The sequence below is a fragment of the Paenibacillus sp. PL91 genome, assembly GCF_012935325.2.
Taxonomy (GTDB): domain Bacteria; phylum Bacillota; class Bacilli; order Paenibacillales; family Paenibacillaceae; genus Pristimantibacillus.
Window position 1 is genome coordinate 371,229 of record NZ_JABBYG020000003.1, and the last position, 16,267, is coordinate 387,495.

The window sequence follows — 16,267 nt, forward strand, 5'->3', positions numbered from 1 at the left end:
CGTTTATTATAATGACTGTTATAGCATTAGAATAATTGATATTACTAATATGAGATATTAGGTGAGGTAATAATTATGATCGCTAACATGGAGTGGTATCGCGTCTTTTATTGGACAGCCAAGACTGGCAGCCTGTCCCGCGCTGCCGAGCAGCTTTTTATTACACAGCCTGCCGTCACGCATACGATTAAGCAATTAGAAGCAAAATTAGGCGGTCAGCTTTTTTTTCGGATGGCCAAAGGGGTAAAGCTCACATCGGAGGGAGAGGTGCTGTACCGTTACATCGAGCAGGCCTATAGCTTTATGGAAACGGGCGAGCGAATGCTTGCCGAAATGCACAATCTACAAAGCGGGGAAATCAGCATCGGGGCTAGCGATACGTTGTGCAAGCATTATTTGATGCCTTATCTGGAGCATTTCCATAGGCAGTTTCCCGACATTCGCATTCGCGTAACGAATCGGACAACCCCGGAGACGACGGCCCTGCTGAAGGAAGGCAAAATCGATTTTGGCATCGTGCATATGCCTGCCTCAGACAATCAGCTGGACTTTCGCACAAGCATGGCGCTGCAGGATATTCTCGCTTGCGGCAGCGCTTATTCAGCGCTCAGTCAAACAGGCATATCGCTTGAAAACATTGGCGAGCATCCGCTGCTATTATTGGAAAAAGGAAGCAGCACTCGCCGTTTTCTTGACGAGCATGCCAAGTCGCATGGAGTTAAGCTCATTCCCGAGCTTGAGCTGGGCAGCTTCGATCTGCTTGCTCAATTTGCAAGAAGCGGCTTCGGAATAGCCTTCCTTATTCGTGAATACGTCTCAGATGAGCTAGCCTCAGGCGAGCTTATCGAAATCCCGCTGCACCCGCCCACTCCCGCTCGCAGCATCGGTGTCGCTACGCTGCGCGGCGTACCGATTTCCGCGGCTGCGAAACGGTTTCTCGAGCTGCTGCCGTAGCTTTGACGGCTTGCAAGCCTTGTCTGCGTTCTAGTTGGAAAAAAGTAAGAGATCATTTTTAGCTGTATTGTTCGTTTAAACATCGTTTATTCAAATCTGCCTGCCGCTAGAAAAAAAAACCGCATCCCTATCGGAATGCGGTTAACCTGTTAGCAGCTTTCTTAAAAATTGTTGTAAATAACGTCTGCCGTTACCTTCCCGCTCGTGACGTCTCCCGAGGTGAAGCCGGAAACCGTGTTGCCGACTTTAAATTCCTTGCTTACCAGTTGCTCGGAAGGATCAGGCGCGGTTGGACCCGTTATGCCGTAAGTCGTGTTTTCCGTTACCGTAACCCACAACTCGCCGATTCGGAAGCTTTGGCCGTCGACGCCTACCTCATCAATGACACCGTCAATGTTAACCCGATGCTTTGCCGATGTGGCTGGTCCCGGACCGTTATTTTCAACGACGCCGCCGCTTGGGTTGTTCGTGACTGGATCAGGGACCGTTCCACTTCCACTTCCGTTCTGATTAACCGCATAGATGCTCAAAGTCAATACCGCGCAAGCCGCGATGCTCGTTGCCCAGATGACCACCTTGTTTTTCTTTACTGCCGGATTAGCTGTTTTCATAGGAATCGCTCCATTTCGTTTATCGTTATCGATTTGTTTGTGCCTTTCAAGGTTTAAGCGTTCAAGCGTACGTTCTTGAAAATCTTCGCTCGTTTTCAATTTGGACATGGCCGATTTATAACTCGATTTCTTCATCTTCACAAATCACCACCTATAACTTCTTTAAGCTGATTGCGCCCGCGAGCAAGCCAAGTCCCTACCGTAGCGGGTTTGGCTTGAAGAATGTCCGCTATTTCTTCTAATGTGTAGCCCTCGTAATAATGCAGATGGATCGGGACCCGATATTTTTTATCCAATGATAATACAGCCTGCATGACCATGTATTCATCCCTAGGAAGGTAAGACAGGTTTTCCGGTATGGGGTTACGACTTTTAAACCAGCCCGTCTTGAGCAGGTTCTTGCATTTATTGATCGTTGTTCGGATTAACCAAGCTTTCTCATGATCAACACTGTCAAAGACGGGGGATTTCTGGAGATAGGCCAGGAATACTTCCTGCGCGACTTCCTCCGAGTCGGCAACGTTTTTGAGATAGGCGAACGCTATCTTAACCAGGCTGTCGGAATAGTTGACCACGGCTTTGCGGACGGATTCATTGAGCTCATATGAATCGTTCACCTGATGTCCCCCTTTCACTAGTAATACAATCAAGGAGCCCGTTATTTTTCACGCTGTAAAAATAAATTTAGGACAAATGCTTTAAAGGGGAGCACTGAGCTTCTTATCAGTATGTCCATCTGCCAAAAACCGCAACAGGTTAGCCGACCAGAAACAAACACAACAGACCCCTTGGGCGAATGGTGCCAAGGGGCCTGCGTAGAATGGGTGCCAGGCAGCCCATCCGGGTTATAAGAAGCTATGCTTTGTCTTTTATTATCTCTATCTTTCTTGCATTACCCTGTGAAGGAAAAGACTCGTCAACCCCGCCCTCTACCCAATAACGTACTTTTTGTCCAACTTTATATTTCCAGGTTGATGTTGTTAACCAAATAGCGTTACCTGTATAATCCTCAAAAATATCTATCCAGCTTTTCCCAAAGTCGTCCTCCTTTACATGATCCAAAATTAAAACCCTGCCTTCACTAATTTCAAATACATAACCTTGCCCTGAGGGTTCGGAAGTTGGCTTCGCTTCGCATCCCATTAAAGCAATTGCCATTCCTGCTATCATCAATATCTTTATATACCTCATTTTAAATTCACCTCCAAAAACTAAGCCTATGTAGCTTCATCATTGATCGAGCTATGCTGCCGGTTAGCTTGATAAGCTAGTGTAATATCGGGGGTTTCACGGAATCATTGGAGAACTAAGGATGTGATACAACCACCCAAATAATAGTATGGGAATACAACAAGTAATTAGTATTAATATAACAATAGCTTTACTTATTAATTGTTTCTTCATCTATAGCCTCCGTCGCAAAAATATCTTGGTTCCTACGTAGACGAATACTCGGGAAGTATTGTTGCGTGAAGCTGCCCTTAACGATGTCCGAGAAGTTGATGCGACAAGTATTTACAAGTAGGGCTGCCGCATAGGGATTCCGATGGAGCATGAGTCATTCTCGTAGTATCGTATTGTATTTTCGGTTAATCCGGTCTGCTCCGAAGTTTGTCTAATCGAAAACCCATTGATTTCACTCATTATTTTCATCACATGCTTTCTTTTATGTTTAAGTCCACTGTACTACTTGGAGCTTACTCCAAGTCAAGTAAGACACTAAGCCGCGATGTGCTCGCTTTCGAGTTATTACACGGAAGCATATGCGAGTAGCTGCATGAGCAACAAAAAAAGACTTCCAAAAAGCTCGAATAACGAGTTTTTCGGAAGTCTTTATTATTATACTTGCGGGATATGGCGCCAGCCGCCATATGCGGTAATGTCCTCTGCGTTCGCAGCCGCGTATGCTTCACAGACGAAGCCGGACACCTCTGAACCATCATTTAGCTCAACCTTGCCAATGCCTAGCGGCGCTGGAATTAAGGAGGTGAACGTTCCGAAGGCTGCCGGAGACATTTCCCATAGCTCGAGCTCAATGGATGCGCCGCCCTGCAGCTGCTTGATCATCCCTGGCTTCGCTGGCGTCGTTGGCAGCTTCACCAGCTTATAGCGAGGTGCTGATCTCGCTTCGCGCATGAAGCGCGCATGGAGGCCATTCATTTGCTTCTCCAGCGGATAGCCTCGCATGTGCAAGCCGCAAACCGCAACTACGATCATCTCCTCTGCTGAAGCCAAGGCAGCGCCTGACTCGTTCACCGATGCCAGCGCAGTCAAATCATCCCCAGCGTTAGCCAGCGAAAGCTTATTTGCGGCAGTATCACCCGTTTCAACAACTCGCTCATCTCCGCTCACGAACGAACGCGCAGCTTCGTTAATCAGATGCTCATTCTCCGCAAGCGCAAACAGCGTAATGCCGAAGGGCAGCCGCTCATCCGCAGTGCCTGCCGGAACGGCTACCGCACATAAATCGAGTAAGTTGCAGTGGTTTGTGTAGCGTCCCATATCGCTATTCGTGCGGATCGGGTCCTGCCTCACTTGCTCGCGCGTCCATGTTCCGCCGCAGGTCGGCATGACGAGCACCGCATCCTGCAGCAGCTTTCGTGCTTCAAGCTTATAAGCCTGCAGCTTGTGCATCGCCGTGAATACCGAGGTCGCATCATGCTTTGCCGCAGCTCCCGAGCGCAATATTTGTTCCGTCACCGGAAAGGCGGCATCTGGATTCGCCTCAATGAAATCTCTTAAATCCGCCCAGCGCTCCGCAACCCATGGACCATCGTACAGAATAGCAGCCGCATCCGAAAATAACTCGTAATCCACGTACGCAATCGGAATGTTTAATTGCTCTATTCGTTTCGCCGCAGCTTGCCAAGCGTCTTCATATTTCCCTGCGAAAGGTCCATAGAAATCTACCGGCTGCTTCGGCAAACAGATTTTAGCTGGCAACCCAGCTTCCTGCCTCGGCACATGCCGCGACCAAGGGTCATTCTCGTCAACGCCTCTAGCGATGCTATCCACGACAAGCGCATCCTCCAAGCTATGCGCAAATACGGTAACGCAGTCGAGGCTAGCGCATGCAGGGACAACACCCTTCACCGGCCATGAGCCGAGACTTGGCTTATAGCCGACAAGCTCATTTAGCGCAGCAGGCACTCGCCCCGAGCCAGCCGTATCTGTCCCGAGCGAAAATACGGCTTGGCCGCGGGCTACTGCAACAGCGGAGCCGGAGCTCGAACCGCCGCTGATCAGCTCCGGTCGAAGCGAATTATGCGCTTCGCCATAAGGGCTGCGAGTGCCGACAAGCCCGGTCGCGAACTGGTCAAGGTTCGTTTTGCCAAGCGGAATCGCTCCTGCCGCGACAAGCCGCTCCACTACAGACGCATGCTCCTGCGGCGTATAAGCAAATGCCGAGCAGCCAGCCGTCGTCGGAACGCCGGCTACATCGATATTGTCCTTGATCGCAAACGGGATACCCCAAAGCGGAGCATCAGCAGGGTCAAGCTCAGCTAGCCTTGCCAAATAAGGCTTAAGCGAAGCCAAGGACGGAGGCGTAATCCAAATATTCATGTCCGCATCTGATACTGACCGCTGCACGATTTCCTCGATAACATCCTCCGGCGTCAATAACCCGCTCGCATAGTTCTCTTCCAGCCATTCAATCGATAGCTTCTCGGGAATGGTCACTTTTGTCATACGACCGCCTCCGTTTCCTTATGCTGCAATATCCCAACGATCAATTGACCCGTATGCACCTGATCGCCCGGCTCTACATGCACGGAGCATACTTCTCCGTCGCATGAGGCTTGCTGTGAAAATTCCATTTTCATGCTTTCTACGATAAGCAAGGTATCGCCTTTCTTCACCTGCTCGCCAACGCCTACAAGCACCTTCCACACACTGCCCGGCATCGTGCAGCGAATGGCAGCCGCGCCCTCCTGCAGCTCTTCCTCCTGCTCAGTCCGCGCCGGCTCATGCTCCGCCACATACTCGGCAAGACCAAGCTCCTTCCAGCTCTCGCGCTCCGCTTGGAACGAAGCTTGCTGCTTCTCCTTGAACGCCGCGGCGCTCTCTTCAATTGATCCTAGAAAGGTCAAATATTCACCTAGATCAAACGTCGTTTCGGTAATGTCCGCTTCATATCTGCCGCGCAGGAAATCCTCGCGCAGCTTCAGCAGCTCATCGGCCTCCACCGGATAAAATTGAATTTGGTCAAAAAACCGCAGCAGCCATGGCTTGCCTGGCTTGAAGCTCTCTGTGCTGCGCAGCCGGTTCCACATTTGAATCGTGCGTCCTACGAACTGATAGCCGCCCGGACCTTCCATACCATATACGCACATATAGGCGCCGCCGATACCGACTGCATTTTCCGGCGTCCATGTTCTAGCCGGATTATATTTCGTTGTAACAAGGCGGTGACGCGGATCAACCGGCGTCGCAACCGGAGCGCCCAAATATACGTCACCTAAGCCAAGCACAAGATAGTTAGCTTCGTATACGATTTTTTGCACGTCTTCGATGCTATCCAGCCCGTTAATCCGTCTGATGAATTCGATATTGCTTGGGCACCAAGGGGCATCCGGACGAACGGTTTGCTGATATCGGTCAATCGCCAGCTGCGTTGCGGGATCATCCCATGAGAGCGGCAATCGAACGATACGCGAAGGCACTTGAATCGTCTCCAAAGGCGGCAGCGAGCTGTCCAGCTCCAAAATAAGCTTGCACGCCTCGCTTACCGTAATTTTGGAACGGTCAATGTGCACCTGCAAGGATCGAATGCCTGGCGTCAAATCCAGCACCGGAATTTGTCCGGACTGCTCGATCGCCTGCATAAGCGCATGCACTTGAAAGCGCAGCAGCAGGTCTAGCTCTAGATCGCCATATTCCACGAGCAGATTCTCATCGCCGCTGCAGCGGATTTTGATCGGGAATCTGCGGCCTTCTACTTCATTAACAAGCAGCGGGTAATCCGGCGTCAAAGCCGATGCCGTGTCCGAAAGCTCTGAGGAAGGCAAGCCTTCGCGCGCCGAGCCTCCGATCGCCTCCAAATTGCGCTCTTGCACATCGCGAAGCTCATCCGCTTCTTCAAGCGTCAACAACCGGAAGCGCACTTTATCGCCGGCATGCAGCTGGCCAATTTTCCAAAACTGCGCCGAAGCCGTCGTCACCGGACATACAAAGCCGCCAAGGCTCGGTCCATCCGGCCCCAGCAGGATCGGCATGTCGCCGGTCAGATCAAGCGTACCGATCGCATATGCGTTATCGTGTATATTCGATGGATGAAGCCCTGCTTCTCCCCCATCCTCCCTCGTCCATAGCGGTGCAGGCCCAATCAATCGAACCCCGGTGCGCGAGCTGTTAAAATGAACCTCATAAGCCGTCTCCGAAAGCTGCTTTAAATACTCGGGCTTCAAAAATTCTCCCGTGCAATGCGGTCCGGGAATGACGCCAATCGTCCATTCACGCGACATCTGCGGACGCTCGCTGGGAGCAAGCTCCACCAACAACGCAGGCTCAGCCGCTTTGTTTACGCCCAGCACGTCGCCTGCACGCAGCGCACGTCCGCCATGCCCGCCAAACCCGCCGAGCGTGAACGTCGCCGCGCTTCCAAGAATGCGCGGCATATCGAAGCCGCCGGCAACGAGCAAATACGTGCGCAAGCCCATTTGCGCTTCCCCAAAGCTAAGCACCTGGCCGCGATCGGCAAAAGTCGGCTTATACAGTTCAACCTTCACGCCGTCAAGCTCCGCTGCCATATCCGCGCCAGTAATGCAGAACCATGCGCCGCTGCGGAATTTATAAGCGCCCCCGCGCAGCGTCAGCTCAAGGCCAGCTGCCTGATCATCGTTGCCGAGCAGTTTATTGCCGATTCGGAAGGAGTAAGGGTCCATGGGCCCGCATGGAGGAACGCCGACATCCCAGTGTCCTACACGTCCCGGCCAATCCTGAACGGTCGTTTGCACGCCTCCGTCAACGACCTCGATCGCATGCTCGGCAGGCTCAAAGCCATTTAGCAGCTGCGTATAGACATGGCCGTCTACAACCTCTTGATCGCCAAGCAGTGCCTGCAAATATTGCAGGTTTGTCGTAATGCCGTACATTCTCGTCTCGCCAAGCGCCTGAATCAGCTTCTCGATCGCCTCTTTGCGATTGGCGCCATGAACGATAATTTTGGCAAGCATCGGATCGTAAAGCGTCGTCACCGTCAGCCCGTCTCTTACCCAGGACTCATTGCGTGCGTTTTCCGAGAATACAGCTTGATCCAGCTGGCCCGCGCTCGGACGGAAGTTTTGCAAGCAATCCTCCGCGTAAATGCGCGCTTGAATGCTGTGGCCGACTGGCGCTTTCACGAGCGACTGCAAATCCGTAAGCTCATTCGCCGCTTCAAGGACCATCCATTCCACTAAATCAACGCCCAGCACTTCTTCCGTAACGCCATGTTCCACTTGAAGCCTCGTGTTCACCTCAAGGAAATAAAATTCGCAGGTTTCCGGATCATACAAATATTCGACCGTTCCCGCACTGCGGTAGCCCGCTTCCGCAGCGAGGCGCTTCGAGGATTCGAACATTGCATTCCGAACCTCATCCGCCAGATTTGGGGCAGGGCTTTCTTCAATAACCTTCTGATTGCGGCGCTGGATTGAGCAATCCCGCTCGCCCAGCGTGACAACCTCGCCAAAGCCGTTGCCGAATATTTGTACCTCTACGTGGCGCGCTCTCGCAATATATTTCTCCAAAAACAATCCGCCGTTTTTGAAGTTTGTTTCCGCCAAATGCTTCACGCCGTCATAGGCTGCGCGCAGCGCTTCCTCATCCGCGCATACCCGCATCCCGATGCCGCCTCCGCCCGCGGTGCTCTTCAAAATAACCGGGTAACCAATTTGGGCTGCCTGTACGAGCGCTTCCTTCAGCTCCGTAATTAATGCCGTACCCGGCAATAACGGAACGCCTGCCCGCTCGGCAAGTTCCCTCGCCGAATGCTTAAGGCCAAACATTTCCATTTGCTCAGGCGTCGGCCCAATAAATACGATGCCATGCTCGCGGCAAGCACGAGCAAATTCAGCATTTTCGCTGAGGAAGCCATAGCCCGGATGAATCGCCTGCGCGCCTGTCTCAAGCGCTGTTTGCAAAATAAGCTCCGTATTCAAATAGCTCTCTTTAGCTGGGCCTTCCCCTATAAGAATAGCTTCATCCGCATGATCGACATGCAGGCTGTCTTGGTCGGCACTAGTGTACACGGCAACAGATGCGATGCCGAGCTTGCGCAAGGTGCGCTCTATGCGAACGGCGATCGCGCCGCGGTTTGCGATCAATACTTTTGTGAACATCGTAATCTCTCCTCGCCAAGTGAAGCTTCTGTTTTTTTTACAATGGTTGAATAAATCTATTGCTCCCAAATAAGCAGCCGAACCGGCGTCGGGTTATAGGCATTGCATGGGTTGTTAAGCTGCGGGCAATTGCTGAGCAGCACCGTTGTGCGGCAAAGCGACTCCAGCTCCACATAAGCGCCGGGCGAGGATACGCCATCCGCAAACTGAAGGCCGCCGTCAGCCGTAACCGGCACATTCATGAAGAAGTTAATGTTCGGAGCCAAATCCCGCTTCGTATAGCTTTCATTGCGCTTCGCCAGCTGCAGCATGAATGTATCGCGGCAGTTGTGCATGTGAAGCTTGTCATGCGAATAGCGAACGGTGTTGCTTTGCGCAGAGCATGAGCCGCCTACCGTATCATGGCGACCGCATGTATCCGCAACGATCTTCAGCATTTCCTTGCCGGACTCTGACAGCAGCACCGTGCCAGTCGTCAAATAGATGTTGCCTTGACCGGCGATCGTCGCAACCGCGCTGTAATGATCCTCTGGATGATCCGCATCGTAAAATAATGTGTCGGCCGCTTGATTGCCGTCCAAATCGACGATTCTTAGCACTTGCCCCGGCTTCAGATCATGCATCCAGCCATCGCCGGCTGCTATCACTTCATCGTATATGGCATCCTCTGCCTTACGCGGGCTTTCCACTCGATTTAAAACAGACATATGTCATTCCTCCTGATCAATGATTTTGATAATGGTAAGCTTTATAGACCTTGCAGCAAGTAATATTCTTGCGTATTTTCATAGGCGCGCCGATTCTCCGGACGGTAGTTCAAGCAAAAATCATCATCCGTAACAGCCTCCGCTTCCAGCACCTCAATTTGAACGGGCACCGACGGGTATTTACCGCTTGGATCAAGCGGGTTTGGCGTGTTAGACAGCACCAGCAGCACATCCATGTCGGTTCTCAGCGTTACAGCCGCGCCAGCCTGGCAATGCTCCGGGCTAAAATGCATCGTTCCCTGCTCATCGCAGAACACTTTGGAGAAAAGATTCACGACGGGAACCAAATCCCTTACGCCAAGTCCGTTTCTAACCAGCTCCACCGCAAAGTTTTCTTGTCCGCTATGCAGCCATTCATTACGCAGCTCTTGGTAAGTGGTCTTGCCGTATTTGGCATCCGTCGCCGCACGGCTCGTGTAGCCGCTTATCGTATCATGCCAGCCAAGCTGGTCGTCCACGATGCTGGCTAGCGACCTGCCGTTATCGCTCATGAGTATATTTCCTTTAGTTAGATGTGAGGTATGCTGCGCTTTTAACGAGTCCGGCATATTGTAGTGTTCCGTCAAATCCTTTGCATTGTATAAAAGCAAAGATACATTCGCTCCAGCCTCAAGCGCGGTGAACCGCAGCAATCTCCCTCGACTAATCGTTCCTGACCATTTGCCGCCCGGACGAATGGTTGTGCTCCAAATGCTGCTCATCCTTGTTTCCCCCTCAAAAAATGTTGGTCTTAAAAATAAAGAAAGCCCGGGAGAGTAATCTCCCAGGCTTTTATCCTTCCGTGTACTATAGCGGTTTGGGTTATCCAATAACCACCCCTGCTATATGCCGTCTCTCGGACCAGACCTGCTCCATGCTGACGATTCATTTCCATGTTCGGAAATCGTCAGCCGTCTTCAGCGGAACCCTAGACAGCTCTTCGTCCTCAATGGCAATCATGAGAACCTATATGTTGTTGTGAAGTTTCCTGACGTTAAACGGAGTATAATCGCGTTCAACTAACCTTGTCAATATTTATGTTAGGTATTATTACGTTAACCTTAAGCCCAAGGGAACAGGCGTCGATTTAGAAAGGCAAACACCCGATCGCTTACAAGACCGAGCAAGCCGATGACGATAATGCCGACAAAGATTTCATCGGTATTCAGAAACCGCTGTGCCTTCATAATCTGATAGCCCAGTCCGCTGCTTACGGCTACGAGCTCCGCTACTACAAGATAAGTCCACGCCCAGCCTAGAATGAGACGAAGCGTATTCATGAGCTGAGGCTGGATGGCCGGTATGATAACCGTCTCAATCGCCTTCCATCTCGTTGCTCCGAGCGTAAACGAAGCATGCAGCAGGTCATGCGATACGCGCCTAGTAATATCCGAGACCATCAGCACCAGCTGGAAGAAGCAGCCGATAAAAATTAACAGCACCTTAGCCCATTCTCCGATGCCCGCCCATACCATAATGAGCGGAATGAAGGCTACCGCCGGCATATAGCGGATAAATTCCATCGGCGGCTCTACGAAAGCTTCGCCGTACTTAAACGTGCCGGCAAACACTCCGATTGGTATGGCGATCACGCAGGCCAGCAAAAAGCCGGCTGTAACCCTGAATACGCTAATGCCGATATGCCCCCAATACTCTGGGCTGCCGAGATTTAGTAGGAGCTGAACGAGCACGGCATGCGGCTTCGGCAGGAAAATCGGACTAACCGTTTCGGTATAGCTGAGCAGCGACCAAACGCCAAGCAGCAAAACGAAGGAGATACCCGCCGTTACGGCAAACGACCTCGGGCCGATGTCTTTGAATATTTGAAATTTATGCGGTTTACGTCGTAGTGGCGTCCCCATCGCTTATCACTTCCCTGCTTTATGATTTACAAACTGTGGATCCAGCAGCTCATCAACGCTATCAAGCTTATCGACCATATCAAGCTTAAAGAGAAAATCCGCTGTTTTCAGACCTGTGTAGCTAAGCGATGTATACTCGTCGCGCTTCTCGAATGCTTTGACGTTATCCTCTACCCCGAATAACTTAATGCTGTCTAAGCCAAGCTTAAAATCTTCCGGTGTCGTCTCCGCTTTCTCAGCGAGCAGCTTAATCGCTTCTTCCTTGTTATCCTCGTACCAAGCCAGTGCATCAAACCAGGCATCAACGATTTTTTGCACATCCTCCGGTCGATCCTTCACGACCGAATCACGGAACACGAGCAAGTCGGGAATGAGTCCCGGCGTATCCTTGGACGAATAAAGCACCTTGCCCTTGCCTTCCTTCACAGCAGTCGTTTGGAACGGCTCCCAAAGCACCGATGCATCCGTATTGCCTGAAATAAAAGCAGGCCCTGCATCATTCACCGTCATATTCACATATTTAATGTCCTTCTCGTCCATCCCGTTCTCGGCGAGCGCCGTAAGCAAAAGGAAATGATCAACGGTACCGAGCTCCGTCGCTACTGTTTTTCCTTTTAAGTCTTTGATCGAATTAATGTCAGGTTTACTCACAATGGCATCTCCGCCATGGGAGTTATCATTCACTAGAACAGCCTTTAGGCCGATTCCCTTAGAAAGAGGAGCCAGTGAATCGCTTAACGTCTGGCTGTTCGCATCAACCTTGCCAGCAGCGATCGCTTGGAGCGAGTCGCTGTATACCGGGAAAAACTCCAGCTTCACGTCAACGTCATGCTTCTCGAAAAACCCTTTCTCCTCTACCAAATACCACATATACCAACCCGGCCAAGGACTAAGCGCAATCGTAATCGGATCATCCGAAGCCCCGCCCGATGTTTCCTTTGTTTGGCCGGAACAAGCAGGCATAAACGCCATCGCTACAATAAGCATAACCATCAATGATGCCTTCAGTGATTTTTTCATTACTCCCCACTCCCGTCATTTTTTTAGCGCCTAAAAAGCCCTATAAAAAAAACAAAAGCCAGGGAGAGTGATCTCCCAGGCTTTTATCCTTCCGTGTTATATAGATGAGCGGGTGTTCCCCTTCTCCTCTATACGCCGTCTCTTGGACCAGACTTAACCACTTGCCGAACGCATTCTTGATGCGCCGAGTCATCGTTAACGGAACCCTAGACTGCTAGCTGCTCTCATCAATAAGGATTGAGAGCCGATATTCTTTTGTCACAAAACCTTACGTTTAACCGAATTATAGTGCGGAACGTACGGATGTGTCAATAAGCATGTTAGGTTTTATTACATATAGTTTAAAAGATACGAAAAAAAACGTCCTATTTCAAATAGGACGCTCTGATTGGCTTGCATTCGTTTTTGCCGGAATGGTTATACATATTGACGTACCGATACCTCTTTTGCTAACAATCGTGACGCCATACTCTGCGCCAAAATGAAGTCTGATTCGCCCGTCAACATTACGAATGCCATAGCCGACATTCAAGCTCTCTACTGGATCGGACAGCTGGCGCAGCACTTCGGGGTGAATGCCGACACCGTCATCAATGACTTGGAAGGTGATCAGCTCTCCCTCCAGCTTTCCAACGATCCGAATGTTGATCCGATCGCCATACCAAGCGTGCTCTAATGCATTTTCGATAAATGGCTGCAAAATAAGCTTCACGGTTGTGAACTTAAATAGATCAGGATCAACATCAAAAAACACCTGCATGCCGTCAGCAAATTTGGTCTTCTGTATGTTAATATAAGCGCTGACCTGCTCCAGCTCATTTCTAATCGGGATAACGGTTCTTCCTTCATTAAGCGACAGCCGATAAAATTTCGCAAGATCGAGCACCATCCGCTGCAGTTTATCGACCTCGCCAAACTTAGCCAAGCGGCTGATCGAAGAGAGCGTATTGTACAAGAAGTGAGGATTTATTTGTGCTTGCAGCGATTCTAGCTCTGCTTCCTTTTTCTTTATGTTCGTCATATATACTTCTTGAATCAATTCATCGATGTTCTGACCCATTTCATTAAGGGCAATGGATATGCGAGTAAATTCATCATTCCCCTTAAAATTGATGCTTTTCTGAAAATTACCTTCTTGGAACGAATCCAGTACGCGAACGATTTTGGAAACTTTACGAGAGTAGAAACGGGATATAAACAGGCCCGCGAATGAAAATACGATGTAACAGGCCAAACAAATGAGTATCGTCCAAAACCTGACCTCTTTGGTCGCCTTCTCCATAATATCTGTTGGAACGAGTGCGACAAGATGCCAATTCAGCTGCGGTATCGGCTCATCAATGACCCAATAATTCGCAATTTTCTCTTCGCTCAGCGTCTCGCCCAGCTTATAGTCCGTATCGCCGGAGGAAAACATAATTTTGCGATTTTCGTCCATTGCAAAAATTTTGGTGCCCTTGCCGATTTTCTCGGAATCGACACTCTCGAGCAGATCCGTTAGCCGCAGGCTGATCCGAACAAAGCCAATTTCCTTAACTGCGATTGAATCATTCATATCAACAAGCCTTCTCAGCAAGGAAATATGGCCAAATTTCGTGTCTCCTTCCACCTGCTTCCATTGCATCGTCTCACCGTATCGCTCTGTCGGATATTCCAAATACCATGGCCTGTCCTTGATTCTTTCAATATGATACAAATCAAACAACGGCCCCTCCGAATTAAGCGGATCGGTATCTTTGTAGTTATGATAAATCTCAGGCAGCGTATTGTTATGCAAATAGATTGCGAGCCTTATCTTGTTGTTCGCCGCATCGATCGTCGTTAGTATTCTAGGGAGGAGCTGCTTCGTCGTAGCCTCGTAGCTAACCCAGCCCTCCTCATAACGGCGCAAGTAGGAAGCTAGATTGCTGTCAAAATAAAGCATGCCCGAAATGCGCGACATATCCTCAAGCTTGTATTTGATATTATCCTTCATCTGCTCAAGCGTGCCGTGATTAATCTCGCGTGTACGCTCTTGGATGGAGTTTGTAAAGATCAAATTGGCTGCGTAGCCGACTAACAGCACCGGTATAATAATAAACAAGCTATAAGTAAGCATCAGCTTAATCCCGAAAGGAATATAACGATGCTCCTTCTTGTGGATGGTCATGATCGTCTGTACTCCAGCGGCGTCATGCCGTAAGTTTCTTTGAATTGTCTGCTGAAATAAGGCAAATGTCGATAGCCTACGCGATCGGCTATTTCATAAATTTTCATATTTGTCGTTTTGAGAAGCTCGCAGGATTTCTCCATTCGCAGCTGAATGAAATACTCGCTGAAGTTTTTTCCTGTTTCTTCTTTGAAAATCAAGCCAAGATAGTTTGGCGATAGCGAAAATTGCTCTGCTAAATCTCGAAGTGTAATGTTATCATGCGTTCGTTCTTTCATGAAGTCGATCATTTGTTTAATCAGCTTCCAATTTTTCTTGTGCTTATTCGCCTGCAGCGTCTCGGAGATTTCGTAAACTCTCCGTCTAAGCCATACATGAATGTCATTAATCGTTTCAAATTGCATAATGACATCGTAATTGTTCAGCTCCATCCCTAGCAGCTGAAACACATTTTCATTCGTTCTTTGCAAATAATTATCGAGCTTCATGAGAATGTAAAGCGCATAGTTTCGCAGCGTAAATTTGGATTTTAAGTTTTTGGCTACCTGAAACAAATCATCGAGCTCATCATGAATACGAACAAGCTCATAACCAGACATCGCCCCAAATAGCGCTTCAAGCTTAGCATCGAGATGCTTCACATCTTCCTTCTCTGCCTGTCTAACCTCGCCATGTCCGATTACTTTTCCTTTGCCGTAAAACATTTTCATGTCAAGAGCTTCTACTGCTTGACGATAGGAGATCGTTACTTCGAAGATGGAGCGGCACTGCTCGCCGACTCCTGCCGTAATGGAGAACGTATTTTGCTTATTTACAAGATTGACGATTTGCTCTAGCACGGCATCATTTTCCGTACCCTCAATAAGTAGTGCAACTCGGGCTTTGCTTATTTTGCAAATCTGCCGTACGCCAAGCTCCTTGCAGATCGATACAACCTTCTGCATCTCATTTGGAACGTTACGGCTCTCCTCATGCTGCTTCAAAGACATATCATCGATTTCGATAACAGCAGCATAACCAGGCCAACTGAACTGGTTCATTTCATACTCTTGATTCAATACCTCTATCGTCTTCTCACTGCTTGTCCCTTCCAGCAGCTGCAATAAATACTCATTCTTTACGATCGGCACCATTTGCCAATAGGCATCCTGCCTTACACGCTCTTGGTCCAAATCGTCGCGAACCTTAAGCAAGGAATCGATCAGCTCCTGATCGTCCATCGGCTTAAGCACGTAATTGACCGCGTTTAGCGACAATGCCTGCTTCACATAGCTGAAATCCTGATAGCCGCTTACGAATATGATTTTTATATCCTTCGACATTTCGAGTGCGCGCCTCGCCAGCTCCAGCCCCGTCATATTAGGCATTCGGACGTCCGTTACGAGAATGTCTACCTTTTCAGCATCTAGCACTTTACAAGCATCAAAGCCGTTCATCACGCCAGCCACGACCTCCATTCCAAGGTCTTCCCAAGGAATAAAGGTACGCATGCCTTCCAAATCCAGCCTCTCGTCGTCTGCAAGCAATACTTTATACATGATGTTATCAGCTCCAATTAGGAAAACGCGATAGGTTCATTATGCAAAGAAAATAGCTCTTTATA

The 16,267-nt window shown here is 49.6% G+C and carries 12 protein-coding genes and 2 riboswitches; of the genes, 1 reads left to right on the forward strand and 11 read right to left on the reverse strand.

The window, feature by feature from the left end:
• Positions 1-75: 75 nt before the first annotated feature.
• Complete coding sequence (locus HI950_RS10430; RefSeq protein WP_169083695.1) at positions 76-954, forward strand: LysR family transcriptional regulator; 879 nt, start codon at positions 76-78, stop codon at positions 952-954.
• Positions 955-1,115: 161 nt separating this feature from the next.
• Here HI950_RS10430 and HI950_RS10435 read toward each other — a convergent pair whose 3' ends face one another.
• The 11 genes from HI950_RS10435 to HI950_RS10485 form a co-directional block, all read right to left on the reverse strand.
• Positions 1,116-1,700: a hypothetical protein gene (locus HI950_RS10435; RefSeq protein WP_169083694.1), complete on the reverse strand. Its 585-nt coding sequence runs from the start codon at positions 1,698-1,700 to the stop codon at positions 1,116-1,118.
• Between the two features lie 2 nt (positions 1,701-1,702).
• A complete protein-coding gene (locus tag HI950_RS10440; protein WP_169083693.1) occupies positions 1,703-2,182 on the reverse strand; it encodes an RNA polymerase sigma factor in 480 nt (159 codons plus the stop codon).
• Positions 2,183-2,420: 238 nt separating this feature from the next.
• Positions 2,421-2,756 (reverse strand): YobA family protein, encoded by a 336-nt coding sequence (locus tag HI950_RS10445; RefSeq protein WP_169083692.1) that lies wholly within the window; start codon positions 2,754-2,756, stop codon positions 2,421-2,423.
• A 648-nt stretch (positions 2,757-3,404) separates the two neighbouring features.
• Positions 3,405-5,255: an allophanate hydrolase gene (gene atzF, locus HI950_RS10450; protein WP_169083691.1), complete on the reverse strand. Its 1,851-nt coding sequence runs from the start codon at positions 5,253-5,255 to the stop codon at positions 3,405-3,407.
• On the reverse strand, positions 5,252-8,887 hold the full coding sequence (gene uca / locus HI950_RS10455; protein ID WP_169083690.1) for an urea carboxylase: 3,636 nt from the start codon (positions 8,885-8,887) through the stop codon (positions 5,252-5,254). The genes atzF and uca overlap by 4 nt, the downstream gene beginning before the upstream one ends.
• A gap of 56 nt (positions 8,888-8,943) precedes the next feature.
• The gene (locus HI950_RS10460) at positions 8,944-9,594 is read right to left on the reverse strand and encodes an urea amidolyase associated protein UAAP2 (RefSeq protein WP_169083689.1); all 651 of its coding nucleotides are present in this window, start codon (positions 9,592-9,594) and stop codon (positions 8,944-8,946) included.
• Between the two features lie 41 nt (positions 9,595-9,635).
• Positions 9,636-10,355, reverse strand: coding sequence for an urea amidolyase associated protein UAAP1 (locus HI950_RS10465; protein ID WP_169083688.1), 720 nt, complete (start codon positions 10,353-10,355; stop codon positions 9,636-9,638).
• Positions 10,356-10,412: 57 nt separating this feature from the next.
• Positions 10,413-10,576: riboswitch (guanidine-I (ykkC/yxkD leader) on the reverse strand.
• A gap of 118 nt (positions 10,577-10,694) precedes the next feature.
• Positions 10,695-11,495, reverse strand: coding sequence for an ABC transporter permease (locus HI950_RS10470; protein WP_169083687.1), 801 nt, complete (start codon positions 11,493-11,495; stop codon positions 10,695-10,697).
• 6 nt (positions 11,496-11,501) lie between these two features.
• On the reverse strand, positions 11,502-12,515 hold the full coding sequence (locus HI950_RS10475; protein ID WP_169083686.1) for an ABC transporter substrate-binding protein: 1,014 nt from the start codon (positions 12,513-12,515) through the stop codon (positions 11,502-11,504).
• Between the two features lie 70 nt (positions 12,516-12,585).
• A riboswitch (guanidine-I (ykkC/yxkD leader) is annotated at positions 12,586-12,736 on the reverse strand.
• Between the two features lie 149 nt (positions 12,737-12,885).
• On the reverse strand, positions 12,886-14,664 hold the full coding sequence (locus HI950_RS10480; RefSeq protein WP_169083685.1) for a cache domain-containing sensor histidine kinase: 1,779 nt from the start codon (positions 14,662-14,664) through the stop codon (positions 12,886-12,888).
• Entirely contained in the window at positions 14,661-16,202 is a 1,542-nt protein-coding gene (locus HI950_RS10485; protein ID WP_169083684.1) for a response regulator, read from the reverse strand. The genes HI950_RS10480 and HI950_RS10485 overlap by 4 nt, the downstream gene beginning before the upstream one ends.
• Between the last annotated feature and the right edge of the window lie 65 nt (positions 16,203-16,267).

Excerpts from the sequence above, each read along its gene's own strand:
- HI950_RS10430 (WP_169083695.1), top strand. The coding sequence starts at position 76 with ATGATCGCTAACATGGAGTGGTATCGCGTCTTTTATTGGACAGCCAAG.
- HI950_RS10435 (WP_169083694.1), bottom strand. The coding sequence starts at position 1,700 with ATGAAGAAATCGAGTTATAAATCGGCCATGTCCAAATTGAAAACGAGC.
- HI950_RS10445 (WP_169083692.1), bottom strand. The coding sequence starts at position 2,756 with ATGAGGTATATAAAGATATTGATGATAGCAGGAATGGCAATTGCTTTA.
- atzF (WP_169083691.1), bottom strand. The coding sequence starts at position 5,255 with ATGACAAAAGTGACCATTCCCGAGAAGCTATCGATTGAATGGCTGGAA.
- uca (WP_169083690.1), bottom strand. The coding sequence starts at position 8,887 with ATGTTCACAAAAGTATTGATCGCAAACCGCGGCGCGATCGCCGTTCGC.
- HI950_RS10460 (WP_169083689.1), bottom strand. The coding sequence starts at position 9,594 with ATGTCTGTTTTAAATCGAGTGGAAAGCCCGCGTAAGGCAGAGGATGCC.
- HI950_RS10465 (WP_169083688.1), bottom strand. The coding sequence starts at position 10,355 with ATGAGCAGCATTTGGAGCACAACCATTCGTCCGGGCGGCAAATGGTCA.
- HI950_RS10470 (WP_169083687.1), bottom strand. The coding sequence starts at position 11,495 with ATGGGGACGCCACTACGACGTAAACCGCATAAATTTCAAATATTCAAA.
- HI950_RS10475 (WP_169083686.1), bottom strand. The coding sequence starts at position 12,515 with ATGAAAAAATCACTGAAGGCATCATTGATGGTTATGCTTATTGTAGCG.
- HI950_RS10480 (WP_169083685.1), bottom strand. The coding sequence starts at position 14,664 with ATGACCATCCACAAGAAGGAGCATCGTTATATTCCTTTCGGGATTAAG.
- HI950_RS10485 (WP_169083684.1), bottom strand. The coding sequence starts at position 16,202 with ATGTATAAAGTATTGCTTGCAGACGACGAGAGGCTGGATTTGGAAGGC.